Origin of the sequence: Escherichia sp. MOD1-EC6842 (genome assembly GCF_002965705.1) — a bacterium.
GTDB classification, from domain to species: Bacteria; Pseudomonadota; Gammaproteobacteria; order Enterobacterales; family Enterobacteriaceae; genus Escherichia; species Escherichia ruysiae.
In genome coordinates, this window is sequence record NZ_PTRF01000013.1 from 37,733 (window position 1) to 53,318 (window position 15,586).

15 protein-coding genes are annotated in these 15,586 nt (G+C 52.1%); 12 read left to right on the forward strand and 3 right to left on the reverse strand.

The window, feature by feature from the left end; translation table 11 throughout:
- The first annotated feature begins 13 nt into the window (after positions 1-13).
- The 4 genes from lamB to ubiA all read left to right on the forward strand — a co-directional run bounded on the left by lamB (position 14) and on the right by ubiA (position 4,096).
- A complete protein-coding gene (gene lamB / locus A7Z29_RS15905; RefSeq protein WP_000973648.1) occupies positions 14-1,354 on the forward strand; it encodes a maltoporin LamB in 1,341 nt (446 codons plus the stop codon).
- Between the two features lie 241 nt (positions 1,355-1,595).
- Positions 1,596-2,534: a maltose operon protein MalM gene (gene malM / locus A7Z29_RS15910; RefSeq protein WP_010344810.1), complete on the forward strand. Its 939-nt coding sequence runs from the start codon at positions 1,596-1,598 to the stop codon at positions 2,532-2,534.
- 179 nt (positions 2,535-2,713) lie between these two features.
- Complete coding sequence (gene ubiC / locus A7Z29_RS15915; protein WP_105290454.1) at positions 2,714-3,211, forward strand: chorismate lyase; 498 nt, start codon at positions 2,714-2,716, stop codon at positions 3,209-3,211.
- A gap of 12 nt (positions 3,212-3,223) precedes the next feature.
- A complete protein-coding gene (gene ubiA / locus A7Z29_RS15920) occupies positions 3,224-4,096 on the forward strand; it encodes a 4-hydroxybenzoate octaprenyltransferase (protein ID WP_105290455.1) in 873 nt (290 codons plus the stop codon).
- Positions 4,097-4,262: 166 nt separating this feature from the next.
- On the opposite strand, the gene plsB is transcribed toward ubiA, so the two are convergent.
- Positions 4,263-6,686 carry a glycerol-3-phosphate 1-O-acyltransferase PlsB gene (plsB, locus tag A7Z29_RS15925; RefSeq protein ID WP_016159874.1) on the reverse strand — a complete coding sequence of 808 codons (2,424 nt, stop codon included), beginning with the start codon at positions 6,684-6,686 and terminating at the stop codon, positions 4,263-4,265.
- Positions 6,687-6,855: 169 nt separating this feature from the next.
- On the opposite strand from plsB, the gene dgkA reads away from it, so the two are divergent.
- The 4 genes from dgkA to A7Z29_RS15945 all read left to right on the forward strand — a co-directional run bounded on the left by dgkA (position 6,856) and on the right by A7Z29_RS15945 (position 9,665).
- Positions 6,856-7,224 carry a diacylglycerol kinase gene (gene dgkA / locus A7Z29_RS15930; protein WP_000002906.1) on the forward strand — a complete coding sequence of 123 codons (369 nt, stop codon included), beginning with the start codon at positions 6,856-6,858 and terminating at the stop codon, positions 7,222-7,224.
- Between the two features lie 109 nt (positions 7,225-7,333).
- Entirely contained in the window at positions 7,334-7,942 is a 609-nt protein-coding gene (gene lexA / locus A7Z29_RS15935; RefSeq protein WP_000646078.1) for a transcriptional repressor LexA, read from the forward strand.
- A 72-nt stretch (positions 7,943-8,014) separates the two neighbouring features.
- On the forward strand, positions 8,015-9,340 hold the full coding sequence (gene dinF / locus A7Z29_RS15940) for an MATE family efflux transporter DinF (protein WP_123058416.1): 1,326 nt from the start codon (positions 8,015-8,017) through the stop codon (positions 9,338-9,340).
- 115 nt (positions 9,341-9,455) lie between these two features.
- Positions 9,456-9,665 carry a CsbD family protein gene (locus tag A7Z29_RS15945; protein WP_001030603.1) on the forward strand — a complete coding sequence of 70 codons (210 nt, stop codon included), beginning with the start codon at positions 9,456-9,458 and terminating at the stop codon, positions 9,663-9,665.
- A gap of 41 nt (positions 9,666-9,706) precedes the next feature.
- Here the strand turns inward: A7Z29_RS15945 and zur are convergent, their stop codons facing one another.
- Positions 9,707-10,222: a zinc uptake transcriptional repressor Zur gene (zur, locus tag A7Z29_RS15950; RefSeq protein ID WP_000416266.1), complete on the reverse strand. Its 516-nt coding sequence runs from the start codon at positions 10,220-10,222 to the stop codon at positions 9,707-9,709.
- 154 nt (positions 10,223-10,376) lie between these two features.
- Here zur and dusA point away from each other — a divergent pair, with 154 nt between their 5' ends.
- Both dusA and pspG read left to right on the forward strand, forming a co-directional pair.
- Positions 10,377-11,372: a tRNA dihydrouridine(20/20a) synthase DusA gene (gene dusA, locus A7Z29_RS15955; protein WP_085461286.1), complete on the forward strand. Its 996-nt coding sequence runs from the start codon at positions 10,377-10,379 to the stop codon at positions 11,370-11,372.
- A 135-nt stretch (positions 11,373-11,507) separates the two neighbouring features.
- Complete coding sequence (gene pspG / locus A7Z29_RS15960) at positions 11,508-11,750, forward strand: envelope stress response protein PspG (RefSeq protein WP_000891404.1); 243 nt, start codon at positions 11,508-11,510, stop codon at positions 11,748-11,750.
- A gap of 163 nt (positions 11,751-11,913) precedes the next feature.
- On the opposite strand, the gene A7Z29_RS15965 is transcribed toward pspG, so the two are convergent.
- A complete protein-coding gene (locus A7Z29_RS15965) occupies positions 11,914-12,897 on the reverse strand; it encodes a quinone oxidoreductase (protein WP_000235546.1) in 984 nt (327 codons plus the stop codon).
- Between the two features lie 82 nt (positions 12,898-12,979).
- On the opposite strand from A7Z29_RS15965, the gene dnaB reads away from it, so the two are divergent.
- Positions 12,980-14,395: a replicative DNA helicase gene (dnaB, locus tag A7Z29_RS15970; RefSeq protein ID WP_000918355.1), complete on the forward strand. Its 1,416-nt coding sequence runs from the start codon at positions 12,980-12,982 to the stop codon at positions 14,393-14,395.
- A gap of 52 nt (positions 14,396-14,447) precedes the next feature.
- Positions 14,448-15,527 (forward strand): alanine racemase, encoded by a 1,080-nt coding sequence (gene alr / locus A7Z29_RS15975; protein ID WP_001147290.1) that lies wholly within the window; start codon positions 14,448-14,450, stop codon positions 15,525-15,527.
- Positions 15,528-15,586 lie beyond the last annotated feature (59 nt).

Consider the following 15,586-nt stretch of genomic DNA (forward strand, 5'->3'; position numbering starts at 1 on the left):
CTCAGGAGATAGAATGATGATTACTCTGCGCAAACTTCCTCTGGCGGTTGCCGTCGCAGCAGGCGTAATGTCTGCTCAGGCAATGGCTGTGGATTTCCACGGTTACGCTCGTTCCGGGATCGGCTGGACAGGGAGCGGCGGTGAACAACAGTGTTTCCAGACCACTGGCGCTCAAAGTAAATACCGTCTTGGCAACGAATGTGAAACTTATGCTGAATTAAAATTGGGTCAGGAAGTGTGGAAAGAGGGCGATAAGAGCTTCTATTTCGACACTAACGTGGCCTATTCCGTAGCACAACAGAATGACTGGGAAGCCACCGATCCGGCCTTCCGTGAAGCGAACGTGCAGGGGAAAAACCTGATTGAATGGCTGCCAGGCGCCACTATTTGGGCCGGTAAGCGTTTCTATCAGCGTCATGACGTTCATATGATCGACTTCTACTACTGGGATATTTCTGGTCCAGGTGCCGGTCTGGAAAACATCGACGTTGGCTTCGGTAAACTTTCTCTGGCAGCAACGCGTTCTTCTGAAGCGGGCGGTTCGTCTTCTTTCGCCAGCAACAATATCTATGACTATACCAACGAGACTGCGAACGACGTCTTCGACGTGCGTTTAGCGCAGATGGAAATCAACCCGGGCGGCACCCTGGAGCTGGGTGTTGACTACGGTCGCGCTAACCTGCGTGATAACTATCGTCTGGTTGATGGCGCATCGAAAGATGGCTGGATGTTCACTGCCGAGCATACCCAGAGCATCCTGAAAGGCTTCAACAAGTTTGTTGTTCAGTACGCAACAGACTCGATGACCTCGCAGGGTAAAGGTCTGTCGCAGGGTTCTGGCGTTGCGTTTGATAACGAAAAATTTGCCTACAATATCAACAATAACGGTCACCTGCTGCGTATCCTCGATCACGGTGCGATCTCCATGGGCGACAACTGGGACATGATGTACGTGGGTATGTACCAGGATATCAACTGGGATAACGACAACGGCACCAAATGGTGGACCGTCGGTATTCGTCCAATGTACAAGTGGACGCCTATCATGAGTACCTTGCTGGAAGTGGGCTACGACAACGTCGAATCCCAGCGCACTGGCGACAAGAACAATCAGTACAAAATCACCCTCGCACAACAATGGCAGGCTGGCGACAGCATCTGGTCACGCCCGGCTATTCGTGTCTTCGCAACCTACGCCAAGTGGGATGAGAAATGGGGTTATGACTACAACGGTAGCTCCTCTTCCAACCCGAACTACGGCAAAGCTGTTCCGGCGAATTTCGAAGGCGGTAGCTTCGGTCGCGGTGATAGCGATGAGTGGACATTCGGTGCCCAGATGGAAATCTGGTGGTAATAGCAATATGTAGGCCGGATAAGGTGCTTGTACCGCATCCGGCAATCAACGCCTGATGCGACGCTGCCGCGTCTTATCAGGTCTACAACTACTGCCGAATGTAGGTCGGATAAGGCGTTCACGCCACATCCGGCATAAAACAGGTTGTCATTATTTATAAGGGGCGTAAGCCCCTCTGATTATCGGGTTAAGCGCGCTATTGCCTGGCTACCGCTGAACTCCAGATTTTGAGGTGAAAACAATGAAAATGAATAAAAGTCTCATCGCCCTCTGTTTATCCGCAGGGTTGCTGGCAAGCGCGCCTGGAATCAGCCTTGCCGATGTTAACTACGTACCGCAAAACACCAGCGATGCGCCAGCCATTCCATCTGCCGCGCTGCAACAATTAACCTGGACACCAGTCGATCAATCTAAAACCCAGACCACCCGGTTAGCTACTGGCGGTCAACAACTGAACGTCCCTGGCATCAGCGGTTCGGTTGCCGCATACAGCGTCCCGGCAAACATTGGCGAGCTGACACTGACGCTGACCAGTGAAGTGAACAAACAAACCAGCGTATTTGCGCCGAACGTGCTGATTCTTGATCAGAACATGACACCATCGGCCTTCTTCCCCAGCAGTTATTTCACCTACCAGGAACCTGGCGTGATGAGTGCAGATCGTCTGGAAGGCGTTATGCGACTGACACCTGCATTAGGGCAGCAGAAACTTTATGTGCTGGTCTTTACCACTGAAAAAGATCTCCAGCAGACGACACAACTGCTCGATCCGGCAAAAGCCTATGCTAAAGGTGTTGGTAACTCGGTGCCGGATATTCCAGACCCGGTTGCCCGTCATACCACCGATGGTCTGCTGAAACTGAAAGTGAAAACCAACTCCAGCTCCAGCGTGTTGGTGGGGCCGTTGTTTGGTTCTTCCGCTCCAGCTCCGGTTACGGTAGGCAACACTGCGGCACCGGCGACCTACACGGCACCGGCCGCAGCTGCACCTGCTCCGGCACCGGCGAAGAAAAGTGAACCTATGCTCAACGACACGGAAAGTTATTTTAATACCGCGATTAAAAACGCTGTCGCGAAAGGTGATGTTGATAAGGCGTTAAAACTGCTTGATGAAGCTGAACGCCTGGGCTCGACATCTGCCCGTTCCACCTTTATCAGCAGTGTAAAAGGCAAGGGGTAATTACGCCCCACAGTGCTGATTTTGCAACAACTGGTGCGTCTTCGGGCGCACCTTTTTTTCTCTCTCTCCTGTGATTGTTGCGTTATTGTTGCGTATTAGATCACTTAATATGCTTTACATCTCCCGTTAACGCTTTTCTGCGATACAATGCCTTTACGTTATGTAACGGAGAGTTCGGCATGTCACACCCCGCGTTAACGCAACTGCGTGCGCTGCGCTATTTTACAGCGATCCCTGCGCTGGAACCGCAACTGCTCGACTGGTTGTTGCTGGAAGATTCCATGACCAAACGTTTTGAACAGCAGGGAAAAACGGTGAGCGTGACGATGATCCGCGAAGGGTTTGTCGAGCAGAATGAAATCCCCGAAGAATTACCGCTGTTGCCGAAAGAATCCCGTTACTGGTTACGTGAGATTTTGTTATGCGCAGATGGAGAACCGTGGCTTGCCGGTCGAACTGTCGTTCCTGTGTCAACGCTAAGCGGCCCCGAGCTGGCGTTACAAAATTTGGGTAAAACGCCGTTAGGACGCTATCTGTTTACATCATCGACATTAACTCGTGACTTTATTGAGATAGGCAGTGATGCCGGACTTTGGGGGCGACGTTCCCGCCTGCGATTAAGTGGTAAGCCGCTGCTGCTGACCGAACTGTTTTTACCGGCATCACCGTTGTACTAAGAGGAAAAAAATATGGAGTGGAGTCTGACGCAAAATAAGCTGCTGGCGTTTCACCGCTTAATGCGTACGGATAAGCCAATTGGTGCGTTACTGCTGCTCTGGCCAACTTTATGGGCGCTATGGGTGGCGACACCCGGTGTTCCCCAACTCTGGATCCTGGCGGTGTTTGTCGCTGGCGTCTGGCTGATGCGTGCCGCCGGTTGTGTAGTGAATGACTATGCTGATCGTAAGTTTGATGGTCATGTTAAGCGCACGGCAAACCGACCGCTTCCCAGTGGCGCGGTGACGGAGAAAGAGGCGCGAACGCTATTTGTGGTGCTGGTGCTGATTTCGTTCTTACTGGTATTGACGCTGAACACGATGACCATTCTGTTGTCGATTGCCGGACTGGCGTTGGCGTGGGTGTACCCGTTTATGAAGCGGTATACCCATTTACCGCAAGTGGTGCTGGGTGCGGCGTTTGGTTGGTCGATTCCAATGGCTTTTGCCGCTGTGAGTGAATCGGTGCCGTTAAGCTGCTGGTTAATGTTCCTCGCCAATATTCTGTGGGCGGTGGCTTACGACACGCAGTATGCGATGGTTGACCGTGATGACGACGTGAAGATTGGCATTAAGTCCACCGCGATCCTGTTTGGTCAATACGATAAGTTGATTATCGGCATTTTGCAGATTGGCGTGCTGGTGCTGATGGCGATTATCGGCGAGTTAAATGGCTTAGGCTGGGGATATTACTGGTCAATACTGATCGCGGGCGCACTGTTTGTTTATCAACAAAAACTGATTGCCAACCGCGAGCGTGAAGCCTGTTTTAAAGCGTTTATGAATAATAACTATGTTGGCCTGGTACTGTTTTTAGGGCTGGCAATGAGTTACTGGTATTTCTGATGATGTAAAAAAGCCGGATGATCATGGTCATCCGGCTTTTTTTCTGTGAAATGCTGCCTGATGCGCTGCGCTTATCAGGCCTACATAACACATCGCAATTTATTGAATTTGCAGGTCATAGTAGGCCGGGTAAGGCGTTTGCGCCGCATCCGGCAACGCTCATCAGTTACCCTTCGCCCTGCGTCGCACTCTCAATCGTTAAGCGTACATCGGACGTAATCAACTCCGCCAGCAACTGATAAACCTTCATCGTTTCTGCCGGTTCGGCGTCGCCGCTGTCGCTGATATATCCTTCATCACGCAGCGTCAGCACCAGAGAACTGAACACCGCTTTGTCGAAGAACTCCGGTGCGTTGATGCCGTGCAGCACGGAAAGACGTTGTGCCACAGTGCGGCTCTCTTTCTCCAGCGTACCGCGATTGATCGACGGGTTGGCGCTCAACAGCCAGAAGGTAATCGCATAACGTTGCAGCGTTTCACGCGCGCCTGCGGCAAGCAACTGAAGCGTGCGGGAGTGCGCCGGATTGATATGTAACTCATCATCTTGCAGCGTAATCAGCCCCTGGCGTTGCATCTCATTCGCCAGCGCATCAATAACACCCGGCAACTCGTCACGCTCCCAGCGCAGGAACAGCTCCGCTTTTAGCATTGGGTAAAGCACATTGACGTGCTCCATCAACACTTCGCGGGAGATGTGCCGATGCTGCGTCACAATCGCTGCCATCAGCGAAGGCAGAACCAACATATGCGCAATGTTGTTGCGATAGTAGGTCATCAGCACCGCTTGCTCACGCGGCAGGATAATAATGTCGCCGATGGTGTCTTTCTCAACTTCAAACTTGTTCATTTGCAGCGCGTGATCAATCAGCTCACCGGCGCTGGCTGAAGGAACGGTAGAGTCCGTGGAGTAAGGCACGTTGCGCATCAAATCGAGATAACAATTCAGCTGCTCAGTCAATTGCTCGCGAGTGAGTGAACGCTGACGTGACGCCAGCAGCGCAGTACAGCACAGGTTCATGGCGTTAGCCGCGCCTGCGTTGTTAATGCGCACCATCAGATCGGCAGCAATGTTATTGACTGTCGGCGTTAACCAGGCCGGGCGTACAGCTTCGATAGGATCAATAGATTCACGCCAGTCTGGCACGTGCTGGTTGAGATAGGTCATCAACGGCATCGGTTCACCGAAGTTGACATACCCCTGACCGAGATTACGCAGCTTGCTTAAACCGCGCAGCATCTGCGGCAGGCTCTCTTTCTCTTTTGTCGCGCCGCGCAGTTCTTTGGCGTAAGTACCCACTTCCATGACGTGCTCATAACCGATGTAGATCGGAATCAACGTAATCGGACGCGTACCGCCACGCAGCATCGCCTGAATGGTCATCGACAGTGTGCCGGTTTTCGGATCAAGCAAACGTCCTGTACGCGAACGACCGCCTTCCACAAAGTACTCAACGGAATAACCACGGCTGAACAGTTCGCCGAGATATTCACGGAAAACGGTGGAGTAGAGTTTATTGCCTTTAAAAGTACGGCGAATAAAGAACGCCCCCAGACGGCGGAAAATCGGCCCGGCAGGCCAGAAGTTCAGGTTGATCCCGGCGGCGATATGCGGCGGCACCAGCCCCTGGTGATACAGCACGTAAGAGAGCAGCAGGTAGTCCATGTGGCTACGGTGGCATGGCACATACACCAGCTCATGACCGTCGTGAGCCAGCTGGCGAACGCGTTCGGCATTATGGACGTTGATTCCCTGATAGAGCCGGTTCCAGGTGAAGCCCAGAATACGGTCAGTCAGGCGGATCATCTCGTAAGAGAAGTTCGCCGCAATCTCTTCCATCAGCGCAATAGCGTTCTGCTGCGCTTTTTCATGGGAGATTTTTTTGCTGCGCGCTTCATCTTCTACCGCTTTGGCAATTGCACGCGAGGCGAGCAGCTTATTGAACAAATCCTGACGAGCAGGCAAGCGTGGACCCACGGCAGCCAGACGTTGACGGGCAAAGTGCATACGCGCCACGCGCGCCAGTTTTTGGGCGATAGTTTTATCTGTGCCGTGTTCATCAGCCATGCGGCGTAGCGAAACTGACGGCGAGAAACGCACAAAGCTATCGCGACCAAGCCACAGTACGGCGAAAAATTTCTGCACGCCGTTGAGCATACGTAGTGGCGGGTTTACTTCGCCTTTTTCACGTCCTGGCGCACGACCAAACATCACCGATACCGGCACCATCTGCACATCCAGATTTGGGTTGCTACGGTGCAGATCGAGATAGTCGTGGAACAGCTTAATAGACTCTTCTTTCGGCGTGTAATAGGTGAAAACACGCGGCCCGCCATGAATAAACACATAGCGCGGCAGTAGCGTGCCGTCTACCTCCAGCGGCTCTAATGGATCAGGCAGATCATGCGCCAGGCACTGGGCGCGCAACGTCAGCAAATCCGCTTTTGAGTTGTACGGTAAAACGTACATAATTGGACGAGAGGTATCGAGCCCCAATTCCGGGGCAGGATCTGCCGGAATAGACTTGCTTTTTACCAGGATGCTTAATGGTAAATTCAGTAATTTGTAGTAAATTCGTGGCCAGCCGGACATAAACGATGTAAAGCCTCTGGTTAATAATGCAAATGCGCGGGAAGGATAGCAGAAAGTCATGGGAAATTCTGTGGTATCCGCTCATGTTTCGCGCGGCGCTACGCTACCGGAATCATCGGATTCAACGGTACACTGATATTGACGCTCATAATGTAAAAAGGTTCTTTCAATGGCCAATAATACCACTGGATTCACTCGAATTATCAAAGCCGCTGGCTATTCCTGGAAAGGTTTACGCGCTGCATGGATCAACGAAGCGGCATTCCGTCAGGAAGGCGTGGCGGTATTGTTGGCGGTGGTCATCGCTTGCTGGCTGGATGTGGACGCGATAACCCGCGTACTGCTTATTAGCTCCGTCATGTTGGTGATGATTGTGGAAATTCTTAATAGCGCCATCGAAGCGGTGGTTGATCGTATTGGCTCTGAATACCACGAGCTTTCCGGGCGGGCGAAAGATATGGGATCCGCAGCGGTGCTGATCGCGATTATCGTCGCTGTGGCAACCTGGGTCATTCTGTTATGGTCGCATTTTGGATAACCCTTCCAGAATTCGATAAATCTCTGGTTTATTGTGTAGTTTATGGTTCCAAAATCGCCTTTTGCTGTATATACTCACAGCATAACTGTATATACACCCAGGGGGCGGAATGAAAGCGTTAACGGCCAGGCAACAAGAGGTGTTTGATCTCATTCGTGATCACATCAGCCAGACAGGTATGCCGCCGACGCGTGCGGAAATCGCGCAGCGTTTGGGGTTCCGTTCCCCAAACGCGGCAGAAGAACATCTGAAAGCGTTGGCACGCAAAGGCGTAATTGAAATTGTTTCCGGCGCATCGCGTGGGATTCGTTTGTTGCAGGAAGAGGAAGAAGGGTTGCCATTGGTAGGTCGTGTGGCTGCCGGTGAACCGCTTCTGGCGCAGCAGCATATTGAAGGTCATTATCAGGTCGATCCTTCCTTGTTCAAGCCGAATGCCGATTTCCTGCTGCGCGTCAGCGGAATGTCGATGAAAGATATCGGTATTATGGATGGCGACTTGCTGGCAGTGCATAAAACTCAGGATGTACGTAATGGTCAGGTCGTTGTCGCACGTATTGATGACGAAGTTACCGTTAAGCGTCTGAAAAAACAGGGCAATAAAGTCGAATTATTGCCAGAAAACAGCGAGTTTAAACCGATTGTCGTTGACCTTCGTCAGCAGAGCTTCACCATTGAAGGGCTGGCGGTTGGGGTTATTCGCAACGGCGACTGGCTGTAACAGATCTCTGATACCGCGATGCCGCCTGGCGTCGCGGTTTGTTTTTCATCTCTCTTCATCAGGCTTGTCTGCATGGCATTCCTCACTTCATCTGATAAAGCTCTCTGGCATCTCGCCTTACCTATGATTTTCTCCAATATCACCGTTCCGTTGCTGGGGCTGATTGATACGGCGGTAATTGGTCATCTTGATAGTCCGGTTTATCTGGGCGGCGTGGCGGTTGGCGCAACGGCGACCAGCTTTCTCTTTATGCTGTTGCTGTTTTTGCGCATGAGCACTACCGGGCTTACTGCGCAGGCGTATGGTGCCAAAAATCCTCAGGCATTAGCGCGTGCGCTGGTGCAGCCGTTGCTACTGGCGCTGGGGGCTGGCGCGTTGATTGCTCTGTTGCGTACACCGATTATCGATCTGGCGCTGCATATTGTTGGTGGCAGTGAAGCCGTGCTGGAACAGGCGCGGCGCTTTCTTGAAATTCGGTGGCTAAGTGCACCGGCGTCGCTGGCAAACCTGGTATTACTTGGCTGGTTGCTCGGCGTGCAATATGCCCGTGCGCCGGTTGTCCTGTTAGTGGTGGGTAATATTCTCAACATTGTGCTGGATGTCTGGCTGGTGATGGGGCTGCATATGAACGTGCAGGGCGCGGCGCTGGCAACGGTCATCGCAGAATATGCGACGTTGCTGATTGGTCTGCTAATGGTGCGTAAAATCTTTAAACTACGCGGTATTTCCGGCGAAATGCTGAAAACAGCCTGGCGAGGAAACGTCCGTCGCTTGCTGGCGCTTAACCGCGACATCATGCTGCGCTCCCTGTTATTGCAACTCTGTTTTGGTGCAATAACGGTACTTGGCGCGCGACTGGGAAGTGACATTATCGCCGTTAACGCGGTTCTGATGACGCTACTCACCTTTACTGCCTATGCGCTGGATGGTTTTGCCTACGCGGTTGAAGCGCATTCAGGTCAGGCGTACGGTGCGCGCGACGGTAGCCAGTTACTGGATGTCTGGCGCGCAGCGTGCCGCCAGTCGGGGATCGTAGCGTTGCTGTTTTCTGTGATTTATTTGCTGGCAGGGGAACACATTATTGCGTTGCTGACGTCATTAACCCAGATTCAGCAACTGGCCGACCGCTATCTTATCTGGCAGGTCATTTTACCGCTGGTTGGTGTCTGGTGTTATCTACTGGACGGCATGTTTATAGGTGCAACGCGCGCCGCCGAAATGCGAAACAGTATGGCGGTGGCAGCAGCAGGGTTTGCTCTTACGCTCCTCACGTTGCCGTGGTTGGGTAATCATGGTTTGTGGCTGGCGTTAACCGTCTTTCTGGCGCTGCGCGGGCTTTCTCTGGCGGCTATCTGGCGTCGTCACTGGCGCAACGGAACATGGTTTGCCGGAGCGTGACGGTTAAATATTCTGAATAAATAATCCTAAGCCAAATTCCTGACTACACTTAATCCCACGTTCAGAAGAAAAGCGAGCGTACTCTCATTCACCACCTAACGATGAGGACTTGAATATGAATAAAGACGAAGTCGGCGGTAACTGGAAACAGTTCAAAGGTAAAGTGAAAGAGCAATGGGGCAAACTGACCGATGATGATATGACGGTCATTGAAGGTAAACGTGATCAGTTAGTGGGTAAAATCCAGGAACGCTACGGTTACCAGAAAGATCAGGCAGAGAAAGAGGTCGTGGACTGGGAAACCCGCAATGAATACCGCTGGTAATTAATCCCTCCTGCCCGACGTGTACAAGGATGTACGCCCTCTTAACGCGGTTTCTTTTTCACCTGAATAGAGTGGTCATGATGGCACTGTTCAGGATGACGACACGCTTCCACTTCTACACATGCTGAACATAATCCATGCGCTTCAATCACATTATGCCGCAGGGCAAAACCCATTTTTGCCGCCAGCGTATGCATGATGTCTTCCACACCTTCCGCACACTCTTCTTTCACTGCGCCGCAGCGATCGCAAATAAACATAGCTGAAGTATGCGTTGGTTGATCGAACAGGTGACAGAGCACATAGCTGTTGGTGGACTCAACTTTATGCACAAACCCTTGCTCAAGCAGAAAATCGAGTGCGCGATAAACCGTTGGCGGCTTGGCCTGCGGCTCTGCTTCACGCAGTAAATCAAGCAGATCGTAGGCGCTGATTGCTCCTTCCTGCAGACTCATCAGGCGCAACACTTCAAGGCGCTGCGGGGTCAGGCGCACATTACGCTGTGCACAGAGTTTTTCAGCTTGCGCTAATAACTCCTGCGTTGTGGTCTTTTCCATTGGGCACCTCAAAGTGGGGTTAAGAATGTCCTTACTTTACCATAGTTCTCACTTAAACGCCGAGAACAGGGCGTCATAGCTGTCACATTGCCTGATCGCATATTCGTTATGCTATAGTAGCGCCCCCAATTCACCAGGTGCTTAAAAAAACGCCATGTCAGCAGAATCACAAACCGCTTATTCCGCATACCGTTTCTCCATTGCCCCGATGCTCGACTGGACGGACAGACATTGCCGTTATTTCCTGCGTCTGCTCTCCCGCAATACACTTCTCTATACCGAAATGGTGACCACGGGGGCAATTATTCACGGTAAAGGTGATTACCTGGCGTACAGTGAAGAAGAGCATCCGGTGGCGTTGCAACTGGGTGGAAGCGATCCAGCGGCACTGGCGCAGTGTGCGAAGCTGGCAGAAGCGCGCGGATACGATGAAATCAATCTGAATGTCGGCTGCCCGTCTGACCGGGTACAGAACGGCATGTTTGGCGCGTGCCTGATGGGTAATGCGCAACTGGTAGCCGACTGCGTTAAAGCGATGCGCGATGTGGTGTCGATTCCAGTCACGGTGAAAACGCGTATTGGTATTGACGACCAGGACAGCTATGAATTTCTTTGTGATTTCATCAACACCGTTTCCGGTAAAGGCGAGTGTGAGATGTTTATCATCCACGCGCGTAAAGCCTGGCTTTCTGGTTTAAGCCCGAAAGAAAACCGCGAAATCCCGCCGCTCGATTACCCGCGCGTCTATCAACTGAAGCGTGATTTTCCGCATCTGACGATGTCGATTAACGGTGGCATCAAGTCGCTGGAAGAGGCTAAAGCACATTTGCAACATATGGATGGCGTGATGGTCGGACGTGAGGCGTACCAGAATCCGGGGATTCTGGCGGCGGTGGATCGAGAGATCTTTGGTTCCTCTGATACTGATGCCGATCCGGTGGCGGTAGTCCGCGCCATGTATCCGTACATTGAGCGTGAGCTTAGCCAGGGGACATATCTCGGCCATATTACCCGGCATATGCTGGGTCTGTTCCAGGGTATTCCTGGTGCGCGGCAGTGGCGTCGTTATTTAAGTGAAAATGCCCATAAAGCGGGTGCTGACATTAACGTGCTGGAACATGCGCTCAAACTGGTGGCGGATAAGCGTTAATTTTTCACCACAAAGTAGTCAAATTCACTATGCCCTGCGCACCGTCGCGGGGCATATTTTTTGATAAATCATAATGTTAGGTTTTGGCATGATTCTTGTAATGGCTGCAAGAGATTTCATATTTGGGAGTACATCATGCTGGAACTACTTTTTGTGATTGGCTTTTTTGTCATGTTGATGGTCACCGGCGTTTCGTTGCTGGGCATTATCGCCGCGCTGGTTGTGGCGACGGCCATTATGTTCCTCGGCGGTATGCTGGCATTGATGATTAAGTTGCTGCCGTGGTTACTGCTGGCGATTGCGGTGGTGTGGGTTATTAAGGCGATTAAAGCACCAAAAGTGCCGAAATATCAGCGTTATGACCGCTGGCGTTACTAAGGGATTGTGCGGATGATCACAACCTAAGGTTTTATCCTTAGAACAAAATAGGAATTGATTATCAAATCTGTCACTATTGCGTCTCTAACAGATTCATCGTGCTGTACCCTACATACAGCCGAACTATAAAAGAAAGGGCTTCCCAGGTGGAAGCCCAATTTCTTTATGGGATCAGTAAGCTGGAACCCTGCGTCGCCCGGCTTTCCAGAATCTCATGCGCTCGCCGCGCATCCTTCAGCGGATATTTCTGTTGCTCTGCGACATCGACCTTAATCACGCCGCTGGCGATCAAAGAAAACAGTTCATTACTGGCTTCGGTTAACTCATCCCGCGTGGTGATATAGCCTTGCAGGGAAGGGCGTGTCACATACAGCGAGCCTTTCTGATTGAGAATGCCTAAGTTCACACCCGTCACCGCGCCTGATGAGTTACCAAAACTGACCATTAAACCGCGACGTTGCAGACAATCCAGCGACCGTTCCCAGGTATCTTTGCCTACGGAATCGTACACCACGCGCACTTTCTTGCCGTCGGTGATCTCTTTTAATCGCTCGACCAGATTTTCGTCGCGATAGTTAATTACCTGCCATGCACCCGCTTTTAATGCACTTTGCGCTTTTTGCGCGCTACCCACAGTGCCAATAAGTTTTGCTCCTAAGGCTTTTGCCCACTGGCAGGCAATTAAGCCCACGCCGCCGGCAGCCGCATGGAACAGGAACTGTTCGTCAGGTTTGATTTCATACGTTTTGCGCAGCAGATAATAAACCGTTAAGCCTTTCAGGAACGACGCGGCAGCTTGCTCAAAAGAGATCGCCGCTGGCAGAATTGCCGCTTTATCGGCATTGACGTTATGCACAGAACTGTAAGCCCCTAACGTTGACTGCGCATAAACCACACGATCGCCCGCTTTAATATGTTTCACGCCGCTGCCGACTTTGCTCACAATGCCAGCCGCTTCGGTGCCTAATCCGCTGGGTAGCGATGGCGGTGGATAAAGGCCGCTGCGGATATAAGTGTCGATGAAATTGATGCCAATGGCTTTATTTTCGACCTGGATTTCATTCTCTGCCGGATCGGCAGGAGTAAATTCCACGGTTTGAAGTACTTCCGGGCCACCGTGCTTGTGAAATTCAATTCGTGTTGCCATGTGTCCTCCAGAACGTATCGTCAGGGTCTGCTTCATATGGTAAAGTTTCGACCCATTCTTTATCTCGGTAACTCCATTCACTATGGCAGGAAATAAACCCTTCAACAAACAGCAGGCTGAACCCCGCGATCGCGATCCACAAGTTGCCGGGCTGAAAGTGCCTCCGCACTCGATCGAAGCGGAGCAGTCGGTGTTGGGCGGTTTAATGCTGGATAACGAACGCTGGGACGATGTGGCCGAGCGAGTGGTGGCAGATGATTTCTACACCCGTCCGCACCGTCATATCTTTACCGAAATGGCGCGTTTGCAGGAAAGCGGTAGCCCAATTGACCTGATCACCCTTGCCGAATCACTGGAGCGCCAGGGGCAACTTGACAGCGTTGGTGGTTTTGCTTATTTGGCGGAGCTGTCAAAAAATACGCCAAGTGCAGCGAACATCAGTGCCTATGCCGACATCGTGCGCGAACGTGCCGTTGTCCGTGAGATGATCTCAGTTGCGAATGAGATTGCCGAAGCCGGTTTTGATCCGCAAGGGCGCACCAGTGAAGACTTGCTCGACCTTGCTGAATCTCGCGTCTTTAAAATTGCCGAAAGTCGTGCCAATAAAGACGAAGGGCCGAAGAATATCGCCGATGTGCTCGACGCCACGGTGGCGCGTATTGAGCAACTGTTCCAGCAACCGCACGATGGTGTAACCGGTGTTAATACCGGCTATGACGATCTCAACAAAAAAACCGCTGGCTTGCAGCCGTCGGATTTGATCATCGTCGCCGCGCGTCCGTCGATGGGTAAAACGACATTTGCGATGAACCTCGTCGAAAACGCGGCGATGTTGCAGGATAAACCAGTACTTATCTTCTCGCTGGAGATGCCATCGGAACAGATTATGATGCGTTCTCTGGCGTCGTTGTCGCGCGTTGACCAGACCAAAATTCGTACCGGGCAACTGGATGATGAAGACTGGGCGCGTATTTCCGGCACGATGGGCATTTTGCTGGAAAAACGAAATATCTACATTGATGACTCCTCCGGCCTGACGCCAACGGAAGTGCGCTCCCGCGCGCGCCGTATTGCCCGTGAACACGGCGGCATCGGACTCATCATGATCGACTACCTGCAATTGATGCGCGTACCGGCGCTTTCAGACAACCGTACGCTGGAAATTGCAGAAATCTCCCGCTCGCTAAAAGCCCTGGCGAAAGAACTGAATGTGCCGGTGGTGGCGCTGTCTCAGTTGAACCGTTCTCTGGAACAACGTGCTGATAAACGCCCGGTCAACTCCGACCTGCGTGAATCCGGTTCCATCGAGCAGGATGCGGACTTGATCATGTTTATCTATCGTGATGAGGTTTATCACGAAAACAGTGACTTAAAAGGCATCGCGGAAATTATTATCGGTAAACAACGTAACGGCCCAATCGGGACGGTACGCCTGACCTTTAACGGTCAATGGTCGCGTTTCGACAACTACGCGGGGCCACAGTACGACGACGAATAATAATTATTTTATGAATTAGGTAATTAAAGCAAACACTTATCAAGGAACACAAATGCAAGCGGCAACTGTTGTGATTAACCGCCGCGCTCTGCGACACAACCTGCAACGTCTGCGTGAACTGGCACCTGCCAGTAAACTGGTTGCGGTGGTGAAAGCGAACGCCTACGGTCACGGTCTGATTGAGACCGCGCGAACGCTCCCCGATGCCGACGCCTTTGGCGTTGCCCGTCTCGAAGAAGCCCTGCGGCTTAGGGCGGGGGGCATCACGCAACCTATTTTGTTACTGGAAGGCTTTTTTGAAGCAGACGATCTGCCGACGATCTCCGCTGAACATCTGCATACTGCCGTGCATAACGAAGAACAGCTTGCTGCGCTGGAAGAGGCCAATCTGGAGGAGCCAGTTACCGTCTGGATGAAACTCGACACCGGTATGCACCGGCTGGGCGTGTTACCGGAACAAGCTGAAGCGTTTTATCAACGACTTACGCAATGTAAAAACGTCCGTCAGCCGGTGAATATTGTCAGCCACTTTGCTCGTGCTGATGAGCCAAAATGCGGCGCGACTGAGAAACAACTCGATATCTTCAATACCTTTTGCGAAGGCAGACCCGGCAAGCGTTCAATCGCCGCATCGGGCGGAATTTTGTTATGGCCGCAGTCGCATTTTGATTGGGTGCGCCCGGGCATCATTCTTTATGGCGTGTCACCGCTGGAAGATGGTTCCACCGGTGCCGATTTCGGTTGCCAGCCAGTGATGTCACTGACCTCCAGCCTGATTGCCGTGCGTGAGCATAAAGCAGGTGAACCGGTAGGCTATGGCGGCACCTGGATTAGCGAGCGCGATACCCGCCTTGGCGTGGTGGCGATGGGCTATGGCGATGGCTACCCGCGCGCCGCGCCGTCCGGTACACCAGTGCTGGTGAACGGCCGCGAAGTGCCGATTGTGGGGCGAGTCGCGATGGATATGATCTGCGTAGATTTAGGCCCGCAGGCGCAGGATAAAGCCGGGGATCAGGTCATTTTATGGGGCGAAGGTCTGCCCGTAGAGCGTATCGCAGAAATGACGAAAGTGAGTGCTTACGAACTTATCACGCGCCTGACATCAAGGGTCGCGATGAAATACGTGGATTAATCGTTCTGCAATAGTTGATTGTCTGTGCCGGATGCGGTGTGAAAGCCTTATCCGGCCTG